The following is a 22,234-nucleotide window of genomic DNA, read 5'->3' as shown; positions in this document are numbered from 1 at the left end:
GCAGGTTCAGCGCGAGCGGATATGTCTAGAGGCAACGCAGGCGTCAGTCGATACGCGCCGCTTCGCCGATGGTCAGTGAGCTGAGCAACAGGCTGGCCTGCGTGCGGTTGCGTACACCCAGTTTCTCGAAGATCGCCGTGACGTGCGCCTTCACCGTGCGCTCCTGGATCGTCAGGCGATCGGCGATCTGCTTGTTGAGCAAACCTTCGCCGAGCAGGCTGAGCACGCGGTATTGCTGTTCGGTCAGGCGGGCCAGGCGCGAGGCGAGATCGGCGTCTGCCGGATCGGCGGGCAGGGCAGCGACCGCTTGCGCCAGTGAGGGGGGCAGCCAGGTGCCGCAGTCGAGCACGGTGCGGATCGCTTCGCCGATGTCGGCGGGGCTCGCGCTCTTGGCGATGAAACCCGCGGCACCGTGATCGAGCACGCGGCGTACGACGCGGGCTTCGTCATGCGCCGACACCACCAGCACGGCGACCCCCGGATGCTGCCCGCGTACAGCCGCCAGGCCGGATAGGCCGTGACTGCCCGGCATGTTGAGGTCGAGCAATAGCAGATCGATATCGCTGTCTGCCGCCAGGACAGCCAACACGCCGGGCATGTCGGCGGCTTCATGGATGATGCATTCGCCCAGGCTTTCGCTGACAGCCTGGCGCAGCGCGGCACGGAACAAGGGATGGTCGTCGGCGATCAGCAGGCGGGTCATGCCGCTGACTTTAGAGCGAATGCATCGTCGATGCGTAGGTGGGCGGTGGCCCGCTCGCACATCCCCACTGGACCTTCGTACGATGGCGGCCGCACGCACGGTTGCTATGGTGCCGGGATGAGAGCCTACCTTCGCCCTATCAGCCTGTTGCTTGTGCCGTGGCTGGCGGCCTGCGCCGCCGATCCTTCCATGCACCATCCATCGGGGCGCTCCATGCAGACCGATTTCGTACAAGGCGAAGTGCGTGTCACCGAGCATCGGGAAGGCGACGACCTGCTCAGCGCCGGCCTTGGCCTGAAAGGGCTGGCGGGGGCGCTCGCGCCGTTCGCCGATCCTTTGCATCCGACCGCGGCGGAGTTGCGTCGGCGCGCGATCCAGACCAGCTGGAAGGGGATTGCCGATCTCGGTCCGCTGGGTGGCTACGGCAGTGTGTATGGCGGCGTGCCGTCGATACCGGGCCGCGAATATCAGGCGTTCGCACGCATTCCCGGTGCGCACGCGCCGCATCGGGTGCTGGCGCAGGTACCCGATCAGTTCGATCAGGCGCATCGCTGTCTGGTGGTGACGGCTTCCTCGGGTTCGCGCGGCATCTACGGCGCGATTGCGCTGGCCGGCGCATGGGGGCTGCCGCGTGGATGCGCGGTGGCCTATACCGACAAGGGCACGGGCGCCGGTTATTTCGACTACGCGGACGACAGCGGCGTTGCGCTGGATGGCACGCGCGCGAAACGCGGCGAGAAAATGTTGGAGTTCGAGCCTGAGCCGGCATCGGCGGATGCCGGCATCGCGATCAAGCATGTGCACTCGGGCGACAACCCGGAGGCGGACTGGGGCCGTCATGTCTTGCAGGCGGCGCGTTTCGGTCTGGCCATGCTCGATCGCGCGTTCCCGCAACAGGCGCCGTTTACAGCGCAGAACACGCGCATCATCGCCACGGGTCTTTCCAACGGTGGCGGCGCGGTGTTGCAGGCTGCGGGACTGGACGATGAGGGCATGCTCGCGGGCGTGGTGGTGCTGGAGCCGAACGTGCATGTCGAAGGACAAGGGCGCGCGCTCTACGACTACGTCACCGAAGCAGGCGTGTGGCTGCCGTGCGCATTGACCGATGCGCGCTTTGCCACGGCACCCTTCGCGCGCGGGCCGAACGGACAGCCGCCGCCGGCATGGCCATTGCGCTGCGCCAGTCTGCGCGCACTCGGTCTGGTCAGTGCGGACAACGTCAGCGGACAGGCGGCGCAGGCGTATGAATTCCTGCGCGCCAAAGGTTGGAGCGATGCGGCGATGGCGGTGGCGGCCACGTCGACCAGTTTCGATCTGTGGCGCGCGATCGGCGCCGGCTACGCATCGGCGTATCTGCGGCGCGGTGTGCAGAACATGCCTTGTGGTTTCCATTACGCCGGGATGGGTGCGAACGGCGCGCCGGGGCCGGCGAATCCCGCGTTGCGCGCGGGCTGGTGGGCGGATGCGGCGGGCGTCCCGCCGGGCAATGGCGTCGGCCTGTATGGCGGCAGTGATGCCGAGGAGGATCCCTCGCTGAGCGGCCTGCGTTGTCTGCGTGCACTGTGGGACGGTACCGACGCGCAGGCGGCTGCACTGCATGTGGGCGTCAAGGCCACCGCGGCCCGTCTTCCGCGCAGCGGATTGCCGTTATGGGTGGTGCATGGTGCGGATGATGGCCTGCTGCCCACGGCCTTCACCTCCGAGCCCTATGTGGACTGGCTGCGCCAGCAGGGCCGGCAGCCGTTGTACTGGAAGGTGCCGCACGCGCAGCACTTCGACGCCTTCCTGCCCTTGCCCGGTTTCGGCGAGCGGCATGTGCCGCTGCTGCCCTATGGCTATCTGGCGCTGGACCGATTGTGGGCGCACCTCTATGAAGGCGGCCCCTGGTCGGATGCGTGGCCCACGCCGGCAGCGCAGCCGCGCGGTGCCAGCGCGCTGGAGCGCAAGGCGCTGGATCTCCTGTAGGAGCGCACCCTGTGCGCGAAACGGCCCGACAGGGCCGCGCTTTCATCATTACCAGCCAAAGGAACGGCCCCATCGGACCGTTTCGCGCACAGGGTGCGCTCCTACCGTGATAGGGCAGGAAAGCGGCCGGCTGGGGTATCCTTTGCGGCCCGCGCGGCGCCCGCTGGCGTCGCGTTGTTCCGATAGCCGAAGGAAGTCCGATGACCATCAACGTCACCCTCAACACCAACCGTGGTCCGATCCACCTGCGCCTGCACGACGACAAGGTGCCGGTGACCGTGGCCAGCTTTGTGAATCTTGCGCGCCGCGGCTATTACGACGGCCTGTCGTTCCACCGCGTGATCAACGACTTCATGATCCAGGGCGGTTGCCCGGAGGGCAGCGGCCGTGGTGGCCCGGGCTACAAGTTCGAGGACGAGTTCAATCCGTCGCTGCGCCATGACAAGCCGGGCGTGCTGTCGATGGCCAATGCCGGTCCGCGCACCAATGGCAGCCAGTTCTTCATCACCCATGGCGCCACGCCGTGGCTGGACGGCAAGCACAGCGTGTTCGGCGAAGTGCTGAGCGCGGAAGACCAGGCCGTGGTGGATGCGATCCGCCAGGGCGACCTGATCGAGAAGGTCGTTGTCGAAGGCGACGTGGATGCGCTGCTGGCCGCCCAGGCCGACCGCGTCAAGGAATGGAACACGGTACTCGACCAGCGCGGCTGAGGCTCAGCGCTGCAAGGCACCCAAAGCCGTCGCCCGGGAGGGCGGCGGCTTTTTCGTTAACGGCGCCGTCACATGAGGATGCCCGTGCCTGACCTAGAATCGCGCGGCTGCGCTAGCGATGCGCCGTGGGGTCATCACTTTTCTAGGAGAACACGTATGTCGTTGCTCGATACGTTAGGCGGCCTCTTGGGCCAGGGTCAGGGACAAAGCGCGCAGGGCGGCAACCAGCTCATTGAGGTTGCGGGCCAGCTGATCCAGCAGGCGGGTGGCGTGGGCGGACTCGTCAGCATGCTCCAGCAGCATGGGCTGGGCGATGCGGTGCAGTCCTGGGTAGGTACCGGTGCGAACCAGTCGGTGTCCGGCGACCAGCTTGGTCAGGCGCTGCAGAATGGCGGCCTCGGCTCGGTGCTGCAGGACGCTGCCGGCAAGCTCGGCGTGGACCCGGGTCAGCTGCTGGGTGGCTTGGCCCAGGTGCTGCCGCACGCGGTGGACCATATGACGCCGGACGGCCAGGTACCGCAGAGCGGTGCTGGCCTCGATATGGGTTCGTTGATCGGACTCGCCGGTAAGTTGTTCGGCGGCAAGACGGCCTGAACCGCCGGAACGGACACTGGTCGGCGGAGCGCAAGGCTCCGCCGACGTCGCGCGTTGTCAGGACGCGGTATTGCGCTTGAAGAAGTGGTAGATCAGCAGCAGCACGATGGCGCCTGCGATCGACCCGAGGAAATGCACCAGGCCCGTCTCTCCCCAGAGACCGAGCTTCTCACCGATGAAGGTGGAGAGGATGGAGCCGACGATGCCGAGGATGGCGGTGATGATGAAGCCGCCCGGATCCTTGCCCGGCATGATGGCCTTGGCAATCAGACCTACAACCAGACCGACGATAAATACCCAGAGCCAATGCATATCCGTGTGTCCTCTGTGAGCGTTGGGAAGGTCTCCTGAGTACAACTTGACGGGCCTGGCGTCCCGTTGGCCCGCTACCCCGGCCCCGATCGATCTGGCGCTACCGGCAGTGTGCGCATCATGCACGGCCGGCACATGGAATGCACCGGGTATCCCTTGCCGCGCAAGGTTTTACGGCTGCGGCGGATGATCAGAGCCTGATTTGGATCTCCCCGTGGCTCGCGCCGGGATCTGTTTGCGCGTAGGGCCAGGAAGAGGGAGGGCGTGTACGTCCGTACACAACCGAGTGATGACGCCGCCATGCGCGCAAACAGACCCGGCCCGATGGGTTGATCCGCTATGGGCGCCAGGCGGCAGCGCGCGGCTTGGCCTGACGGCCAGTCAGGCGCTGCGCCACGCACCGCCGCCTGGCGCCCATAGCGGATCAACGCGAGCTACGGGTAGATCCAAATCAGGCTCTTACGCCGCATGCTAAAATTATCAAGTTTGCTGCCTCCGTCCCCCGAACCAGAGGAAGTCATGCCCCAGCTCGCCCAGCGTGTCGGCCGCGCCAAGCCCAGCGCGATCATGGTCATCGCCGAGAAGGCCAAGCAGCTCAAGGCTGCCGGTCGCGACATCATCAGCTTCTCCATCGGCGTTCCCAATTTTCTTCCCGGCGAGCATGTGTACGCCGCGGCGCGCGAGGCGCTCTCGCACGACTCCGGACAGTACGGCAGCAACCGCGGTGCGGAACCGCTGCTGGATGCGTTCCTCAAGCACATCGAGGCGCTCGGTTTCACGGGCTACGGCCGCAATAATCTTTCCATCGGCATTGGCGCCAAGCAGGTGCTGTACAACCTGGCCGAGGCGTTGCTCAACGAAGGCGATGAAATCTGCTTCGCCGCGCCGTACTGGACCACGTACCACGACATCGCGGACATCGTCGGCGCCAAGGTCAACGTGATGCATTGCGGGCCGGAGCAGCACTACAAGCTCACCGCGGCGCAGCTTGAATCTGCGCTGCAGCGCAAGCCGAAAGTGTTCCTGTTCAACAACCCGTCGAACCCGACCGGCATGGTCTATACGCGCGAGGAAATCGCCGCGCTGGCCGACGTGCTGGTGAAGTATCCGGAGACGTGGATCGTCACCGACGACATCTACAACTCGATGGTGTTCGACGGTATCGGCTATCACAACTTCGTGTTCGCGCGCCCCGAGCTGCGCGATCGTTTGATCTTTGTCGACTCCGTGTCCAAGACCTACGGCATGCCGGGTTGGCGCGTGGGCCTGATCGCCGGCCCCGAGTCGGTGGCCAAGGCCATCACCACGCTCAACTCCAACCACATCACCAGCGTGCCGGAAGTGATCACCGCGGCAGCCGTGGCGGCATTCGGTGGCCCGCAGGATGTGCCGCAGGCCAAGTGCAAGGAATTCGCCGGCAAGCGCGACATCGTGGTGGCCGCGCTCGGCGCGATTCCCGATGTGGTGTGCCCGCGTCCGCAGGGTGCGTTCTATGCGTTCCCGGATATCTCGGTGGCCTTCGGCAAGAGCCATAACGGCGTGAAGATCACCAACGATGTGGATTTCTGCGCGGCGCTGCTGGAAGCCACCGGCGTGGCCTGCGTGCCGGGCTCGGCGTTCGGCGAGCCGCGCGCCATGCGCATTTCCTATACCTGTCCCACGGCACAGCTGGAGCCCGGTCTGAAGCGCATCCAGGCCTTCTTTGCCGAATTGACCTGATCCATCGTCAAGGCGGGTCGTCAGGCCCGCCCAACAACTTTTGGTGGGCAAGGCCCACCCTGTCTCTGAAGGAGTGGAAGTGATGAAAGCCCCCGTTCGCGTTGCCGTTACCGGCGCAGCCGGCCAGATCGGTTATGCCTTGCTGTTCCGCATTGCCGCCGGCGACATGCTCGGCCCGGACCAGCCGGTAATCCTGCACCTGCTCGAAATCACCCCGGTGCTGCCGTCGCTGCAGGGCGTGGTGATGGAGCTCAACGATTGCGCGTTCCCGACTCTGGCTGGCGTGGTCGCCACCGACGACGTCAACGTCGCTTTCAAGGATGTCGACTATGCGCTGCTGGTCGGCGCGCGTCCGCGCGGCCCGGGCATGGAGCGTAAGGATCTGCTCGAAGCCAACGGCGCCATCTTCGGCCCGCAGGGCAAGGCGCTGAACGATCACGCCAAGCGTGACGTCAAGGTGCTGGTGGTCGGCAACCCGGCCAACACCAATGCGCTGATCGCCCAGCAGAACGCCCCGGACCTCGATCCGAACTGCTTCACCGCGATGGTCCGCCTGGACCACAACCGCGCGCTGTCGCAGCTCGCCGAGAAGACCGGCAAGCATTCCACCGACATCAAGAAGATGACCATCTGGGGCAACCACAGCTCCACCCAGTACCCGGACCTGTACCACGCCACCGTGGACGGCAAGGCCGCGCTGTCGCTGGTCGATCAGGCCTGGTACGAGAGCGACTTCATCCCGACCGTACAGCAGCGCGGCGCCGCCATCATCAAGGCGCGCGGTGCTTCGTCGGCTGCTTCCGCTGCTTCCGCGGCGATCGACCACATGCGCACCTGGGCGCTGGGTACGGCGGAAGGCGATTGGGCCTCGATGGGCATCCCGTCCGATGGTTCGTACGGCATCGCCCCGGGCGTGATCTACGGCTACCCGGTGACGGTGAAGAACGGCAAGTACGAGATCGTGCAGGGTCTGGCGATCAATGACTTCTCGCGCGCCCGCATGGATGCCACCGACAAGGAACTGCGCGAAGAACGCGCTGGCGTCGAGCACCTGTTCGCCAAGAAGTAAACGAACGGCCATCGTTGCCACGACAAGGGCGGCCATGTGCCGCCCTTGTCGCGTGTGGTCGCATCAATGGTTACGCGGCGGGGCCTGCAACGCCGAGAGGATGCTCCTTACATAGCCGATCAGCGCCTCGTCGGCCCACGAGCTCTCGGTGAGGTCCGGTTCTCTTGCATGGGCTTCGCGGATGCGCTCATGGGTAGCCGGATCGTCGCCGGCGTACCTGCGAAATAGCGTTATCCAGCGTTCGCCGAGTGCGCGGGCTTCAGGTTCGTGCGGCGGCACGCCGTGGGTCATCGCCTTGCGCAAGGCGACCAACAGCGGCGGCCATTCGTTGAATGTCGCGCCGTAGTGCTCGCGCATGAAGGCGAACTCTTCCGGTTTCAGGTAGCGCTGGTAGATCGCCAGTCGCCCCTCCACGAAGGCCTGCTCGATGAACCGTCGCATGGCGGTGCTGACGCCCAGGGCATCCCAGGAGCCCGGCTCTTTGTCATGCATGTGATTGAGGCGTACGAGGAAATCCGGGTTGCCGCCGGTGTCCCGATAGAGCGTGCGCATCCAGCGCACGGCGAGGATCTGCGCCTCGGGCGCATCCGGTGAAACGCCACGATCCATCGCTGCCTGTACCGCGCTGACCATGGCGCTCCATTCGGCGCGGATGGTCGCGTCGTGAAGCAGCGGGAGTTGCTTGATTTCCTCGGTGGAAAAGTAGTTCTCGTACATCGTCATCAGCTCCAAAGTGTCCAGCCATTCGGCCAGATCGGGGGGCTGTCCGGCGGCCAGTTGCGTACGCAACTGAATGAGCTTGCCGCGCAACCGTTCCGCGCGTGCCAGTTCGCGATCGATCTGCACGAGCTGGCGGTCGATCAGCTCGGCCAGCGGCAGCTCCGGCCCGGACAGGGCGTCTCCGATGTCGGTCAGCGACAGACCCAGCTGGCGCAGGGCCTGGATGCGATGCAGGCGTTCGATGTTCGCCCGATCGTAAAGTCGATAGCCGGCAGCGGAACGCACCGAGGGCTTCAGCAGACCGATGGCGTCATAGTGATGCAGCGTGCGGACGGTCAGTCCACAACGCCGTGCAAGCTCGCCAACGGTCAACTGCATGGGGTTCTCCTTCGGTGCGGGACGGGACACTGAGGCCTTACGTTACGTAAGGGTCAAGCCTTCCGATAGCCGTGGATGCAAGCCTCTGCTAAAACACGTCCGATCAGATGGGATAAACCGTGCAAACCATTCTTGTCGCCGACGATCACCCGATGTTCCGCACGGCCGTGCTGCACGCGCTGCGCGAAGCGCTGCCCGAAGCGCGGATGATCGAAGTGGCGAGCCAGAGCGCCGTTGAAGCCGCGCTGGGTGAAGAGCCGGATATCGATCTGGTGCTGCTGGATCTGGCCATGCCGGGGGCGATGGGGTTTTCCTCGCTGGTGCTGTTGCGCGGCGAGCGTCCCGAAGTGCCGGTGATCGTGATTTCCTCCAACGACCATCCACGCACGGTGCGCCGCGCGCAACAGTTCGGTGCGACAGGTTTTGTTTCCAAGTCAGCGCCGGTAGGCACGCTCGGCGATGCCGTGCGCGAAGTGCTGGCGGGCGGTAGCTGGTTTGCCGCCGAGAAGGCCGAACGTAGCGAACAGGATGCCGCGCTGGCTGCCAAGCTGGCGCAACTCACACCGCAACAACTGCGCGTGCTGATGTTGCTGGCCGAAGGTCTTCTCAATAAGCAGATCGCCGATCAATTGGGGCTGGCCGAGAACACGGTGAAGATTCACGTCACCGCGGTGCTGCGCAAACTTGATTGCCGTTCGCGTACGCAGGCGGCGGTGTTGGCGAAGTCGCTGGATCTGGATGAGTCGCCTAGCAGCGGGCTGGATTGAATGGTTGGTTGATGGGGTTTTCCTTCCCCTACTTGTAAGGGTGGGTCCCTGGGCCAAGTTCTCCAGGTTGGGGGTGTATCGACCTGGCCGCTTACGCAGCGGGCGTTCCGAACCGCTGCCGCGGTCCGGGTCACTTTCTCTTTGCTGGCCCAAAGAGAAAGTAACCAAAGAGAAATGGCCTGAGAGCAGGCGGTGTGCCTTGTAGCCACGCATCTTCCAGTGCCAGACGTCTGGAGGGTCTCTTCTTGCTTCTCTCTCCTCTGGAACTGATTGGCGTTGTCAGGGCCACGCGCACTTCTCTCCTCCCCCTGCTCGCAGGGGGGGGGGGGAGGGGGTAAGCCCTTGGAACAACCTCTCCCGATACGCTTTCTCAAGTACTCACCCCTCCCCAACCCTCCCCTGCAAGCAGGGGAGGGAGCAGGGTGAAAACCATCCCAACGTCTGACACTGGAAGATGCGTAGCTAAAAGCGCGCCGCGCTCTTCCCGACCATTTCTCTTTGGTTACTTTCTCTTTGGGTCAGCAAAGAGAAAGTAACTCGGGCGCCGGCAGGCGTCCGAAATGCCCGCTGCATAAGCGGCCAGGTCGCAGTAACGCGTCGATTGCCGAGCGACTACCAAAACGACAGGTAGAGCGTAGAAGCGGCGCTACATCACCGCGCACTCGCCAACAACAACTGCGACATCAACGCACGCAATGCCGCCGGCGTCGCCGGTTTGGCCAAAAAACGCAGGCCAGCCGCCTGCACACGCGCACGGGTATCCGCATCCTTCTGTGCCGACAACACAATGGTCGGCGGCTGACTACCCCAGCAAGCGGTCAGTCGTGGCAGCAGCTCCAGACCGGTGCCATCGCCAAGTTGATAATCGAGCAGCAGCAGATCCGGCGGTTGGCCTTCGCACGCAAGTTGCAGCGCTTGTGCGGGTCCGTCGGCGAGGGTGGCTTCGCAACCCCAAAGACGCAACAGTGCCAGCGTTGCGTCGCGCACCTGTGGCGCGTCGTCGATGCACCACACACGACAGCCGCGCAGTGGCGAATCCTCATCGGTCATCGCGACAACCGGTTCGCTTATCGCCACGCCTGATGGATCGCCCAGCGGCACGATCACCGAGAACACGCTGCCGCGATCGGGTTGTGAGCGCAGGCCGATCCGGTGGCCGAGCAGGCGCGCAATGCGATCAACGATCGACAGGCCGAGACCGGCGCTGCGACCACCATGATCAACGATGCCGGTATCCAGTCGACGGAACTCTTCGAAAATGGCCTGTTGCTTGGCTGGCGGAATGCCCACGCCGGTGTCCCACACTTCGATGCGCACCTGGTCGCCGTCGCGGCGGCTGCCGAGTAGCACGCGCCCCTGCGGCGTGTAGTGAATCGCGTTGGACAGGAAGTTCTGCAGAATCCGACGCAACAGCAATGGGTCGCTGTGCACCACTACTCGCGTCGGTACGTAACGCAGGGTGAGTCCGCGCGCCTGCGCGAGGATGCCGAATTGGCGGGCCAGGCCGGTAAGCAGTGGCTCCAGCGGCAGATCGACTGGCTTGGCCTGCAGGGCGCCGGCTTCGAGTCGGGCGATGTCGAGCAGGCTAGCCAGCAGGTCATCCTGCGCCTCCAGTGCGCGCTCCACGCGATCGGCGAGTTCACGGCTGTCGTTCTGGGTAAGGCGGCCGCGTAGTGCGCCGACGTACATGCGCGCGGCATTCAGCGGCTGCAGCAAGTCGTGCACGGCGGCGGCGACGAATCGGGTCTTGCTGCGATTGGCGCGCTCCGCTTCGGCCTTGGCTGCTTCAAGGTCGCGCGTGCGTTCTTCGATGCGTTGCTCCAGCGTGGTGGCGAGGTTGCGCAGGTCGCGCGCCGCTGCCTTGTACGCGGTGATGTCGGCGAAGCTGGTGACGAAGCCGCCTCCGGGCAGTGGATTGCCGCGGATCTCCAGCACGCTGCCATCGGGCCGCTCGCGCTCGAACATATGCGCGGAGCCGCCACGCATATGTTCGAGGCGGCGCTGGATCGCTTCTTCCACCGAGCCGGGGCCGAGCAGACCGCGGCGCGCGTTGTAGCGCAGTACGTCTTCGATCGGCTTGCCTACTTTGAGCAGGCCCGGTGGGAACTTGAAAATCTCTTCGTAGCGGCTGTTCCACGCGACCAGATGCAGATCCGCGTCCACCACGCTGACGCCTTGCGGCAAGTGTTCCAGGCTGGCGTTGTGGCCGGCAGCCGCTTGCGCGGCCTGCACCACACTGTCCTGTGCTGAGCGAAGCTCGCTGGTGTAGTGGGTCACCAGTCGTTCCAGTTCGGCGCGGCTCTGCATGCGGTGTTGCACGAGGCGACGGCGTTGCTGCAAAAAAAGCCCGAGCAGGATCAAGGGCGCCCAGCCGGCGGCGGCCAGCGCGGCGGCGACGCGAGCGGCGGCAAGACTGCCCGAGGCATCGCGTAGCAGATGCAGGGTCCAGCCTTCCAGGGGGAGCTTGAGCGAACTCCACAGCATCGGCGGACGCGTGATCGGTGCTTCGATTCGCACCAAGTGGCTGCCGTCGTCCAGCGCGCGCAAGGTTTGATAGCGGGCCGGCTGCAGATGCTCGCCTTCGTATTGCCGCGTGCTCGCCAGGCGGGTGGCGTCGGTTTGTTTCAGTGGGGCTAGCTCACGGTAATCCCACTCGTGCTTGCTGCTGAGAAAGACCACATCGGCGCTGTCGCTCAGCAGCAGCGTGCCTTGGCCGCGCAACCATTCGCGCTCCAGCTCGCCCAGCGGCACCTTGACCGAGACCACGCCGAGCGTGTCGCCTTTGGCGTCCTTGACCGCCTCGGCGATGAAATAGCCGGCAATGTGGGTAGATACGCCGACCGCGTAGAAGGTGCCGGTGCCAGTGGCGACGGCCTGTTGAAAGTAGGGGCGGAAATCGTAGCGATGGCCGACATTGCTGCCCGGTTCGCGCCAGTTGTTGGCGGCGATGGCGAGGCCGTCGCGATCCAGCAAGGTGAGTGTGGAAGCGTGAGTGACGCCGTTGGCGTGCTCGAGCTTCAGGTTGAGGTATTGCACCCCGGTGGCGTTCGGCGGATGAATCAGCGCGTCGCGCAGTTCAGGATCGAGCGCGAGCGTGCCGGGCAACACGCGGTAGCGGTCGATCAGTCGTTGCAGAGCCAGCGAATGTAGTTGCAATTGCTGGCTGTTTTCGCTCGCCAGATTGCTCAGCGTGTAGCGCAGGGCGATGCGGTAGGCCAGCCATGCGGACAGCGCCATGGCGGCGGTAAGTGCCACGGCGATGGCGACGGTCTTGCCCTGGCGGAGCGTGATAGCCATGGAAATCGGAAAGGGTGCCTGCGTCAGCTTGGGCGGATCGGCTTCCTTTCCCGCAGTACGCCCGTGGCGCACTTCAATCCTCGACGATGCGCGAATGCCGCCGGGTATCGCGCATGCCTATGTATACCAGCAGGGAGCAGGCGATGCAGGCCGTCACGTACCAGTAGAAGTAATCCTCGTGGCCGATTTTCTTGAACCACAGTGCCACGTACTCGGCGGTGCCCCCGAACACTGACAGAGCGAGCGCATAGGGCAGGCCGACACCGATCGCGCGGATCTCGGTGGGAAACAGTTCGGCTTTCACTACGGCGTTGATCGAGGTGTAGCCGCTCACGATCACCAGCGCCACCATGATCAGGCCGAACGCCTGCCACCAGTCGTGTGCCTCTTTCAGGGTGGACAGGATCGGATAGGTGAGCAGCGAACCGAGCACACCAAAGCCGATCAGTAGCGGACGGCGGCCAATGCGATCCGACAGCGCGCCGAACACCGGCTGCAACAAGGCATAGACGAATAGCGCCGCGGTGGAAATCGAGGTGGCGTCGTCCTTGCTCATGCCCACCGAGTTCACCAGGTATTTCTGCATGTACGTGGTGTAGGTGTAGAAGGCCAGCGTGCCGCCCATGGTCAGGCCGATCACGGTGAGCACCTGGCGCGGATGCCGCAGCAAGGTGCGCAGGGGGCTCTCCAGAGGCTTGGCTTTCTTGAACGAAGCGGTCTCGTCCATATTGCGGCGGATGATCACGGCGATCACAGCCAGCAATGCGCCGATCAGGAACGGAATGCGCCAGCCCCAGCTATGCAATTGTTCGGGCGTGAGCACGAACTGTTGCAGCACCATCAGCAAGGCCAGCGCGATGAGCTGGCCGGCCACCAGCGTCACGTACTGGATGCTCGACCAGAAGCCGCGGCTTTCGCGCGGCGCCATCTCGCTCAGATACGTGGCCGAGGTGCCGTACTCGCCGCCGATCGACAGACCCTGCAACAGACGCGCGACGATCAGCAGAATCGGTGCGGCCATGCCGATGTGCTGATAGCTCGGTGTGAGGCCGATGATCAGCGAACCCAGGCTCATCATGAATACCGACAGCAGCAATGCCGCCTTGCGTCCGCGGCGATCGGCGAAGGTGCCGAGCAGCCAGCCACCGAGCGGGCGCATCAGGAAACCGACGGCGAAGATCGCCGAGGTGTTGAGTAACTGCGTGGTCTGGTCGCTCTCGGGAAAGAATACATGGGCGAAGTACAGCGAGAACGCCGAGTACACGTACCAGTCGTACCACTCGACCAGGTTGCCGACCGAACCGCTGAAAATCGAGCGCAGGCGCTTGCCGGCCGTCATCGCCGGAGCGCGCGTGACGGTGTCTGTGGTGATGCTGCTCATAAGCTCTGCTCCCATCCCGGTGCCGCTCAGAAATAGACCTGTGCGCGCAGTTCCATGATGTCCGGATCCTGTCGCTTGCCGAGACGGGTGGCGTGCACCTGCACGTAGTTCGCCTGGAACTTGAAGTGCTGGGTGAGATACCAGTTGGCGCCGAAGGTCAGGTCACGCTCGCGGCCACCATGCACGGTGCCATGATCCAGATCGAGCGAGCTGTAGCGCACCAGCAGTTCCACCGCACCCCAGGGGTTGCGCGGCTTGAGGTTGTTGACGTTGCCGGCGGTATACGGGCGCGATTCCCCAGTCAGCACGTAGCTGCCGAACACGTAGTAGCCGTCGGCGGTGTAGCTGGGCAGGCCTTCGCTGCGTGTGGTGTGCGCTTGCAGGTATTCGCCCTGTACGGAGAGCGGGCCGCGGATCCACAGGCCTTCGAGGCCGAGGCGGCGGTTGCTGTCCACATGGCTCAGCGAGCCTGTGTCGACCAGTCGCACGTTCGTCAGTCCGTCTTCGGGTCGCGCACGCCAGCGAGCGGCGGGTGCGTGGTACACATCCTTGCCGTCGGTAGTGCTTTGCGGATGCTCAAACGAAGCGGAGGCGCCCAGGTGCAGTACGTCTCCCTCGCTCTTGAACGGCGTCCAGGCGGCGCGTGCGGCAACGGTCTGGCCATCGTTGTCGCCCTGCAGGTCCTGCCCGAAGTAGTAGCCCACGTTGACCAGATAGTGCGGCCGCTCGAATGCCCAGTCGATGCCGGTGCGGCGTGTTTCATAGAACGCACCCAAGGGCAATGCCAGCTCCGCGAAACTGTCCGCGCGTGCCGAAGTGACGCCTTCGAAGCCCACTGGCAGCTTGCTGTAGCCGAAGCGGAATTTGCCGTAGTCCTCGCCGAACAGCCACTTGCTGTCGACGCGCCAGAACACATCCAGCCACAGCTTGGACTGGAAATCGAAGTAGACCAGCGCATCCCACGCGTCCTTCTTGCGCGCGGTGAAGCCGAGTTCCTTGCGCCGGTTGGTGCTCGAATCCTCGATAGCGTTGCTGTGGCGTACGTCGGTGATGTCGTACTGGTAGTTGCCGTAGAGACTCCATTCCGTGCCGTCAGACGTGGTGTATTTGATCGGCCAGTTGTTGATATCGGCGGCTTGCGCGCCGACGGTCAGACTCATGCCCAGCGTGCACAACGCGATGGCGCAAATGGGTTTCATAGCAAGCAGCCTCGGTATGAGAGGGAGGCCGGCGCTCAGCTGGCGTCGGCGATCAGGGACGGTTCGTCGGTGGGCGACAACGGTTGCCCGTTGAGTGCGGATTGCAGACTGGCGTGGTCGAGCTCCTTCTCCCAGCGTGAGATCACCACGGTGGCCACGCCGTTGCCGATGAGGTTGGTGATCGCGCGCGCTTCGCTCATGAAGCGGTCGATGCCGATGATCAGCGACAGGCCAGCCACTGGCACCGAAGGCACCACGGCGAGCGTGGCGGCAAGCGTGATGAAGCCAGCGCCGGTGACGCCGGAGGCGCCCTTGGAGGTGAGCATGGCCACGGCCAGCAGGGTCAGCTCCTGCGTCAGCGTGAGCTCCACGTCGAGCGCCTGCGCCACGAAGATCGCGGCCATGGTCAGGTAGATGTTGGTGCCGTCCAGGTTGAACGAGTAGCCGCTGGGCACCACCAGGCGCACTACGGATTTGGAGCAGCCCAGGCGTTCGAGTTTCTGCATCAGCGGCACCAGCGCCGATTCGGACGACGAGGTGCTTAGCACCAGCAGCAGCTCGTCGCGGATATAGCGCAGAAACTTGAAGATGCTGAAGCCGGTGGCGCGCGCGATCGCGCCCAGCACCACCATCACGAACAGCACGCAGGCCAGGTAGAAGCTGCCCATCAACTTCAGCTGCGGTCCCAGGCTGCGCAAGCCGTAGGTGCCGATGGTGAAGGCCATCGCGCCCATCGCGCCCAGCGGCGCCAGACGCATGATCATGGACATGATGCGGAAGAACACCTTGGACAAGGATTCCAGCAGGGTCATCACGGGCTTGGCGCGCTCGCCGACGTGGATCATGGCGAAGCCGAACAGCAGCGCCAGCAGCAACACCTGCAGTAGATTGCCGTCGTGGCTGAAGGCGTCGCTGAAGGTTTCGGGGATCAGGCCGAGCAGGAACTGCACGGTGCCTTTCTCGTGCGCGGCATTGACGTACTTGGCCACTGCGGCGGCATCGAGCGATTCGCGCGTGGCATGGAAGCCGACGCCGGGCTTGAGCGTATTGATCACCACCAGGCCGATCACCAGCGCTACGCTCGATACCACCTCGAAATAGAGGATCGCCTTGGCGCCGACGCGGCCGACCTTCTTCACGTCCGAGACGCCGGCGATACCGAGTACCACGGTGAGAAAGATGATCGGCCCGATCAGCATCTTCACCAGCGCGATAAAGCCATCACCCAGCGGTTTGAGCGCCACACCCGTGTTCGGAGCGTAGTGGCCGATCAACCCGCCGGTGACGATGGCGACCAGCACCCAGAAATAAAAGTGGCGGTAGATGGAGCGCATGGCAGTTCCCGGATCGATATGGTCCGGGAGCTTGTCAGCCGGGCGGCGGGGGGCAAATAACACATACCGGTTAGTTGGCCGGGGCGGAGGCTGGCAACGGCCTTGGCGCTGCCGCGGCACTTGCTCAACAGAAAGGCGGCCAATGGGCCGCCTTTCGCGTTATGGCTGGCGCCGGTTATTGGAATAGCTGGTACGAGAACGTGAGGTCGTAACGCGTCTTGCGCGAGCGATCGTTCGGCGGCCGATCACCTACCGGCTGGGCGGCAGAGATGTCGACGGTGTAGTGCTTGCCATCGGTGAGGCGAAGCCCGAGTGCGGCTGTCTGCAACGTATCCGTCAGGGGGCGGCTGCCGTTGAGATACACATGGGCCATCTGTCCGGTGATGTACGGCGTAAGGGTCTTGACCCAGCGGGCCGTCGCCGTGAACGAACGATTGAGTTCGAGCGAGGCGCCCCAGCCGCTGTCGCCTGACACGGCACCAGGGTCATAGCCGAGGCCGAAGCGCGGCCCGCCGAAGCTGATCTGTTCGGTGGAAGGCAGTCGATAGTGGCTGTACTGGCCGACGACGCTGGCGACGGTCACGTAGTGCTTGCCCCAGGTGTCGCTCTGCATCGCGCTCAGGTTGTAGCGGGTGAAGCTCACGTCGGTGGGATTGGCCACCAGGGCGCCTGGAATATTGGTCAGGGAGCGGCTGCCCGCGCCCAGGATGTCGAGGCCCTGGGAGATGCCGAAACCGACCTTTCGCGTGCGCTTTGTAGTGGCATCGGTGAAATCCATTTCGGCGTGCAGCACGCGTATGTCGGTTTTCAGCGCCAATTGCGCGCCATTGATGCGATTGAGGTACTTGTCATTCTGGTTGGAGCCATAGATACCGGCGCTGGCCAGCAGGCTGCGCTGAGAGCTGAGCAATAGCGGATAACTGAAGCTCAGTTCGAGACGGTCCTGCGTCAATCGATGTCGAAGGTACGAAGGCAACTGCTGGTCGATATCCGGGTTGCCGTAATAGTGCGAGGCGTTGAGCCGTCCCATCAGGCCGGCCGATCCCACCATCTGCGCGTAGCCGGCGGTGTAGTAGTGCTGTTCGCCGCGGCCCGGAGGGTAGAGCACCGAGGCATTGAGTTGTTCGGCGAGCGGTGTCAGGCCATTGGTCGTGCCGGTAATCAGACCCTGCACGCCAGGATGGTTGACGTCTATGCCGGTGCTCGCGTTGTAGCGCGTGCGTGCCACATCGAGCTTCAGGCGGGTAGCGCCGTCAGTGGTCGTGGGGGCTGGTACGTCAGCCTTGATTTTGGCACCGGGCAGCATGCCAAGGATCTGGATGTAGCGCTCGAAGGTGCTGCGCCGGAGTGGGCGATCCGCCGTGATGTGGCTGGCGATGGCACGGATCTTCCGCTCCATGTTGCCCGGTGCGCCGTGGACCTCCACTTCGGCGACATAGCCCTCGACCACACTCACCGTGACCACGCCGTCCTGGAACGATTGCGCCGGCACGAAGCAGAACGACAGCACATAGCCGCGATCCTGGTAAAGCTTGCTGCATGCATCGGCGGCGGCGACCAGATCGGCGATGCGTACGGTCTTGCCGGTGAGTGGCCTGAATAAGGCGGAGACTTGCTCGAAGGGGATGGAATGCACGCCGCCGATATCGATACGCGATGGCGTGAGCGGGATGGCCATCAGTGCCGCCAGCTGATCGTTGCGCTGCTTCTCCACGTTGAGCGTGACGCTGGGCTGTGGAGCGGGTGTCTCCACGCGCGGCAGGGTCTGTAAGGGATTGGTGACCGGAGGGCGTGTCTGTGCCAGGCCCACGGTTGATGACACGGCGGTTGTGACGGCTACCACCCATTTCCTCATGCTTTGACGCTCCTTTTGCGCGGCATCGGCTCAAGCAGTGGGTGCCTTGGCGCGTTCCTGCCGTACGACCGCGCGGCGCCTCGGTCGCGCCGATACGGGTCGCTGGAACGGACTGGCACCTCATCATGCGAAGAGGCGGCCGGATGGCCGCCTCTTCGTCTTGCTCACTTGTGCAGCAAGCTGCCCAACAGGCCTCCGCTGTTGGTCGATGTATTGCCGGATGTGCTTGTGTTGGTGGTAACGCCGACAGTGCTGGTGAGCGAGCCGAGCAATCCATTCACCGTTGCGGTGCCTGAAGTACTGGTGCCGCCCGAGGCTGCGGTGGTGATCGGTGCGACGACGTTGCTGACCAGATTGGTCACGCCATTGAGACCGCCGGTACCGGTACCGCTGCCGATCGGCGTGGTGGTGGCGCTGGCGACGCCGTTCACCACATTGCTAAGCGCTTGCGTAACCGGTTGCAGTGGGCCGTTGACGGTATTGGTCACCGCGGTGCCCACATTGCCGACAGTGGCTCCGGTTGCGCCGACTGCGGCGGCCAGGGTGTTGGTTACCGGGCTGAGTGGCGATAGCTGGCCGCCACCAAGGCTGCCCACCACGTTGCCCAGGCCGGCGACCGTCTGACCGGTACCGGTGACACCGCCGCCTACGCCGGCCAACGTCACGCCGACCGGGTTGCTGATCGCTCCCGTCTGGCCGAGGCCATTGGTGACACCTGCGCTGACCGTGCCGAGTGCACCACCGAGCGACTGCACGGTGGAACCCAGTGGGCTGTTCAGCCCGCCTGGCAGTGAGCTGCCGGTGAGCGATGCGCCGAGCCCGCCGACACCATTGCTCAAGCCGGTGCCGGCTGCGCCAGCCGCGCGCGATATGTCGGCGATCAAGTTGTTCGGACCGGTACCGGTGCCACTGCTCTGGCCCAGCAGGGCGATAGGCGTCACCACATTGCTGAGCGTCTGCGTCAGCTGCTTGGGCGCGCCGGTGCCAAGTTGAGTGTAGAGATTGGAGCCGAGACCGCTCACGTCGGTGCCCACGGTGGATACCGTGCTGCCCAGCAGCGAAGTGATCGGGGTAATGGGCGACCCCTGGAAGGCACCCACAGCGGTTACGGTCTGGCCGAGGCTGGTGACGGCGTGCCCGGTATCGACCACAACGTTACCGGTGCTTCGCACTGTGGTGCCGAGCGGATCGCTGGTATTGCCGATCTGGCCCAGGCCGCTGCTCAGGCCGTTGCCCAGGTCGACGACAGCATCTCCGGTATTGGTGACGACGCCGGACAGTCCCTGGGTGACGGGCGTATTGCCCAGAAGGGTCGTGTTGGGAATTTGCTGGCCGATACCGACCACGGTATTGCCGACGCTGGTGACGATGCCGCCGGTACCGGTCGCCACGGCGCCAACGACGCCGCTAGGTGGTGTGGTGCTTCCGGTCCCGCCGCCGGTGTTGCCGCCGCCAGTGCCGCCAGTGCCACCGCCGGTTCCACCGGTGCCGCCACCCGTGCCGCCCGTGCCACCGCCTGTTCCCCCTGTACCGCCACCGGATCCCGTGCCGCTACCCGAACCGGAACCACTACCGCCGGTACCGCTGCCATCGCCGGAGGATCCACCTCCACTACCACTGCCGCTTCCACTTCCACTACCGCCGTCTCCTGAGCCGGCGCCGCCTGGGCTGACTACGCTGCCACCCGCGGAAGATCTGTAGGAACTGTGACCTGAGCACGCAGTAAGCGAGATGCCGGCAGCGAGCATGCAGGTGACGAGTAGGGTCTGTTTTAGAGCGGTATATAAACGACGCTTACTCATGGCTATTTCTCTCCTGGAAAATGCTTCCGAGTGGTCCAAGTGCGGCTGCCGTGAACACGTAAATCTCCTGGCCCGATAAATCGGGCTAGGAGAAATAAGGGTGCTCGGAGAAATGCAGCCACCCCCCTGTCCCAGTGGCGATGCGCGCCGGCTACCCTGCCGGGAAAGGGCATCCGGCGCGCTTTGCTGGGTGAGGTGATAGTTAGTGATTAAATGTGAAGTCCGCGTATCGGAGTAGGTGTTTTTTTGATATTTACGGTGCTTTATATCGCTTTCGTTGTGATGCCATTCCTAATTGCGAAAATGCCTTGGTGGTGGTTTTGTGAAAATGCAAAAGCTGGCATTTTTGATGCATGCAAGTTTCTTAATCGGCTGCTTTTTTGGCGTTGGCGCGTTGGTTATCTGGCTTGCGCCGGTACGACCAAGGTCTAGTGCAAGGCCCGCCGGTGCTTGGTCCAGTCTTGCCAGTCATCAGGTCCGGCGCGAGTGCAGCCATGCGTTACGAGGATTTCTACCGCCGCTCGATCGACGAGCCGGAGGCGTTCTGGGCCGAGCAGGCGCAGTTGATTCATTGGCACACGCCGCCACAGCAGATACTCGATCAGTTGCGACCGCCTTTCCGCCGCTGGTTTGTCGGTGGCACCACCAACCTTTGCTACAACGCGCTGGACCGGCACCTGCCCGAGCGTGGCGAGCAACTGGCGCTGGTGGCGATTTCCACGGAAACAGGCATCGCGCGTGAGCTGACGTATCGCGCCTTGCATCGCGAAGTGAATGTGTTTGCCGCCGTGCTGGCGTCGCTCGGTGTAGGCAAGGGCGATCGCGTGGTGATCTATCTGCCGAATATTGGCGAGGCCGTGTTTGCGATGCTGGCCTGCGCGCGCGTCGGTGCGATCCACTCCGTCGTGTTCGGCGGTTTTGCCGCGCACAACCTCGCGTTGCGCATCGATGATGCGCAACCGACATTATTGATCGCCGCCGACGCAGGCATGCGTGGCGGCAAGGTCATTCCCTACAAGCCGCTGGTGGACGCGGCGCTGGCCGAAGCGGCGTACGCGCCGACGCGGGTGCTGATCGTCGATCGCGGACTGGATCCGCAAATGACGCGTGTCGCCGGTCGCGATCTGGATTACGCGGTGCTGCGACGGGAGCATGAGCATGCGGAGGTACCAGTCACCTGGCTGGAATCCAATGAGCCGAGCTATCTGCTCTATACCTCCGGCACCACCGGCAAGCCCAAGGGTATTCAACGCGATGTGGGCGGCTATGCGGTGGCGATGGCGATGTCGATCCGTTATGTGTTCGACATTGCGCCGGGGCAGGTGATGTTTTCCACCTCCGACGTGGGCTGGGCGGTGGGGCATTCGTACAACGTATACGGTCCGCTGATCGGCGGTGCAACTTCGCTGCTTTACGAAGGGTTGCCGACACGGCCCGATGCCGGCATCTGGTGGCAGCTATGCGAGCGGTACGGGGTGCGCACGATGTTCTCTTCGCCTACCGGCATCCGCGTATTGAAGAAGCAGGATGTGGCGTGGTTGAAGAAGTACGACCTGTCAAAATTGAAGTGGTTGTTCCTGGCCGGCGAGCCGTTGGACGAGCCGACCGCGCACTGGATCACCGATGGTCTGGGCGTGCCGGTGATCGACAACTACTGGCAGACCGAAACCGGCTGGCCGGCGATCACATTGATGCCAGGGCTGGAGTTGAAGCCGGTGAAGTTCGGCTCGCCCGGGTTGCCTGCGCCCGGCTACAAGATGAAGGTGATCAACGAAGCCACCGGACTCGAGGCCGAGCCGGGCGAAAAAGGTGTGCTGGTGTTCGAGCCGCCGCTGCCGCCGGGTTGCCTCACCACAGTGTGGGGCGATGATGAGCGCTATCTGAGCAGCTACTTCAGTCACTTCAAGGAGCTTCTCTATAGCTCGCTTGACTGGGCGATTCGCGATGAGAACGGCTACACCACGATTCTTGGCCGCACCGATGATGTGATCAACGTGGCGGGACACCGCTTGGGTACGCGCGAGATCGAGGAATCGGTGGCGACCCATCCCGCCGTGGCCGAAGCGGCGGTGATCGGCGTGCATGACGCGTTGAAAGGGCAGGTGCCTGTGGTGTTTGCGACGCTGAAGCAGGACGCCGATGTCGCAGGTGCGAGCGGTGTGGCGCAAGCGATGCAGCAGCGTGTCGTTGAGCAACTCGGTGGCGTGGCGAAGCCGTCACGTGTTTATGTGGTGAATGCTTTGCCCAAGACGCGCTCGGGAAAATTGTTGAGGCGTTCGCTGCAGGCGCTGGCTGAGCATCGCGATCCTGGGGATCTTTCGACGCTGGATGATCCTGGGGCGCTGGATGAAATTCGCAAGGCGCTTGAGCGCGGGCCGGATCAGGGGAGTTGAGGTGTCGGTCGCGCACAGGGTGCGCTCCTACACCGT

General features: G+C 64.1%; 16 protein-coding genes. 7 read left to right on the top strand and 9 right to left on the bottom strand.

Annotated elements, in window-relative coordinates; translation table 11 throughout:
• Positions 1-43: 43 nt before the first annotated feature.
• Positions 44-703 (bottom strand): response regulator, encoded by a 660-nt coding sequence (locus ISS97_RS21410; RefSeq protein ID WP_379984150.1) that lies wholly within the window; start codon positions 701-703, stop codon positions 44-46.
• Positions 704-820: 117 nt separating this feature from the next.
• Here ISS97_RS21410 and ISS97_RS21405 point away from each other — a divergent pair, with 117 nt between their 5' ends.
• The 3 genes from ISS97_RS21405 to ISS97_RS21395 all read left to right on the top strand — a co-directional run bounded on the left by ISS97_RS21405 (position 821) and on the right by ISS97_RS21395 (position 3,972).
• Complete coding sequence (locus ISS97_RS21405) at positions 821-2,668, top strand: 3-hydroxybutyrate oligomer hydrolase family protein (protein WP_379984151.1); 1,848 nt, start codon at positions 821-823, stop codon at positions 2,666-2,668.
• A 200-nt stretch (positions 2,669-2,868) separates the two neighbouring features.
• Positions 2,869-3,378 (top strand): peptidylprolyl isomerase, encoded by a 510-nt coding sequence (locus ISS97_RS21400; protein ID WP_379984152.1) that lies wholly within the window; start codon positions 2,869-2,871, stop codon positions 3,376-3,378.
• 156 nt (positions 3,379-3,534) lie between these two features.
• Positions 3,535-3,972 (top strand): YidB family protein, encoded by a 438-nt coding sequence (locus tag ISS97_RS21395; protein WP_379984153.1) that lies wholly within the window; start codon positions 3,535-3,537, stop codon positions 3,970-3,972.
• Positions 3,973-4,029: 57 nt separating this feature from the next.
• Here the strand turns inward: ISS97_RS21395 and ISS97_RS21390 are convergent, their stop codons facing one another.
• Positions 4,030-4,284: a GlsB/YeaQ/YmgE family stress response membrane protein gene (locus ISS97_RS21390; RefSeq protein ID WP_379984154.1), complete on the bottom strand. Its 255-nt coding sequence runs from the start codon at positions 4,282-4,284 to the stop codon at positions 4,030-4,032.
• 519 nt (positions 4,285-4,803) lie between these two features.
• Between ISS97_RS21390 and ISS97_RS21385 the strand changes: the two genes are divergently transcribed.
• A complete protein-coding gene (locus ISS97_RS21385; RefSeq protein ID WP_379984155.1) occupies positions 4,804-6,003 on the top strand; it encodes a pyridoxal phosphate-dependent aminotransferase in 1,200 nt (399 codons plus the stop codon).
• Between the two features lie 82 nt (positions 6,004-6,085).
• Positions 6,086-7,072, top strand: coding sequence for a malate dehydrogenase (locus tag ISS97_RS21380; RefSeq protein WP_379984156.1), 987 nt, complete (start codon positions 6,086-6,088; stop codon positions 7,070-7,072).
• Positions 7,073-7,135: 63 nt separating this feature from the next.
• Here the strand turns inward: ISS97_RS21380 and ISS97_RS21375 are convergent, their stop codons facing one another.
• On the bottom strand, positions 7,136-8,170 hold the full coding sequence (locus ISS97_RS21375) for a MerR family transcriptional regulator (RefSeq protein WP_379984157.1): 1,035 nt from the start codon (positions 8,168-8,170) through the stop codon (positions 7,136-7,138).
• A gap of 119 nt (positions 8,171-8,289) precedes the next feature.
• Here ISS97_RS21375 and ISS97_RS21370 point away from each other — a divergent pair, with 119 nt between their 5' ends.
• Positions 8,290-8,937 carry a LuxR C-terminal-related transcriptional regulator gene (locus ISS97_RS21370; protein ID WP_379984158.1) on the top strand — a complete coding sequence of 216 codons (648 nt, stop codon included), beginning with the start codon at positions 8,290-8,292 and terminating at the stop codon, positions 8,935-8,937.
• Positions 8,938-9,588: 651 nt separating this feature from the next.
• Here ISS97_RS21370 and ISS97_RS21365 read toward each other — a convergent pair.
• The 6 genes from ISS97_RS21365 to ISS97_RS21340 form a co-directional block, all read right to left on the bottom strand.
• On the bottom strand, positions 9,589-12,234 hold the full coding sequence (locus tag ISS97_RS21365) for a PAS-domain containing protein (RefSeq protein WP_379984159.1): 2,646 nt from the start codon (positions 12,232-12,234) through the stop codon (positions 9,589-9,591).
• Positions 12,235-12,307: 73 nt separating this feature from the next.
• On the bottom strand, positions 12,308-13,615 hold the full coding sequence (locus ISS97_RS21360) for an MFS transporter (protein WP_379984160.1): 1,308 nt from the start codon (positions 13,613-13,615) through the stop codon (positions 12,308-12,310).
• 26 nt (positions 13,616-13,641) lie between these two features.
• Positions 13,642-14,814: an OprO/OprP family phosphate-selective porin gene (locus ISS97_RS21355; RefSeq protein WP_379984161.1), complete on the bottom strand. Its 1,173-nt coding sequence runs from the start codon at positions 14,812-14,814 to the stop codon at positions 13,642-13,644.
• 35 nt (positions 14,815-14,849) lie between these two features.
• A complete protein-coding gene (gene dctA, locus ISS97_RS21350) occupies positions 14,850-16,148 on the bottom strand; it encodes a C4-dicarboxylate transporter DctA (protein ID WP_379984162.1) in 1,299 nt (432 codons plus the stop codon).
• Positions 16,149-16,323: 175 nt separating this feature from the next.
• Positions 16,324-18,003: a ShlB/FhaC/HecB family hemolysin secretion/activation protein gene (locus ISS97_RS21345; RefSeq protein ID WP_379984163.1), complete on the bottom strand. Its 1,680-nt coding sequence runs from the start codon at positions 18,001-18,003 to the stop codon at positions 16,324-16,326.
• 164 nt (positions 18,004-18,167) lie between these two features.
• Complete coding sequence (locus tag ISS97_RS21340; RefSeq protein WP_379984164.1) at positions 18,168-19,805, bottom strand: collagen-like triple helix repeat-containing protein; 1,638 nt, start codon at positions 19,803-19,805, stop codon at positions 18,168-18,170.
• 494 nt (positions 19,806-20,299) lie between these two features.
• On the opposite strand from ISS97_RS21340, the gene prpE reads away from it, so the two are divergent.
• Positions 20,300-22,198 (top strand): propionate--CoA ligase, encoded by a 1,899-nt coding sequence (gene prpE, locus ISS97_RS21335; RefSeq protein WP_379984165.1) that lies wholly within the window; start codon positions 20,300-20,302, stop codon positions 22,196-22,198.
• Positions 22,199-22,234: the final 36 nt, after the last annotated feature.

The organism is Dyella koreensis (assembly GCF_044904565.1).
In the GTDB taxonomy this organism is placed as follows: domain Bacteria; phylum Pseudomonadota; class Gammaproteobacteria; order Xanthomonadales; family Rhodanobacteraceae; genus Dyella_D; species Dyella_D koreensis.
The sequence above is the reverse complement of the archived record's forward strand: the minus strand, read 5'-3'. Positions and strand labels throughout refer to the sequence as shown.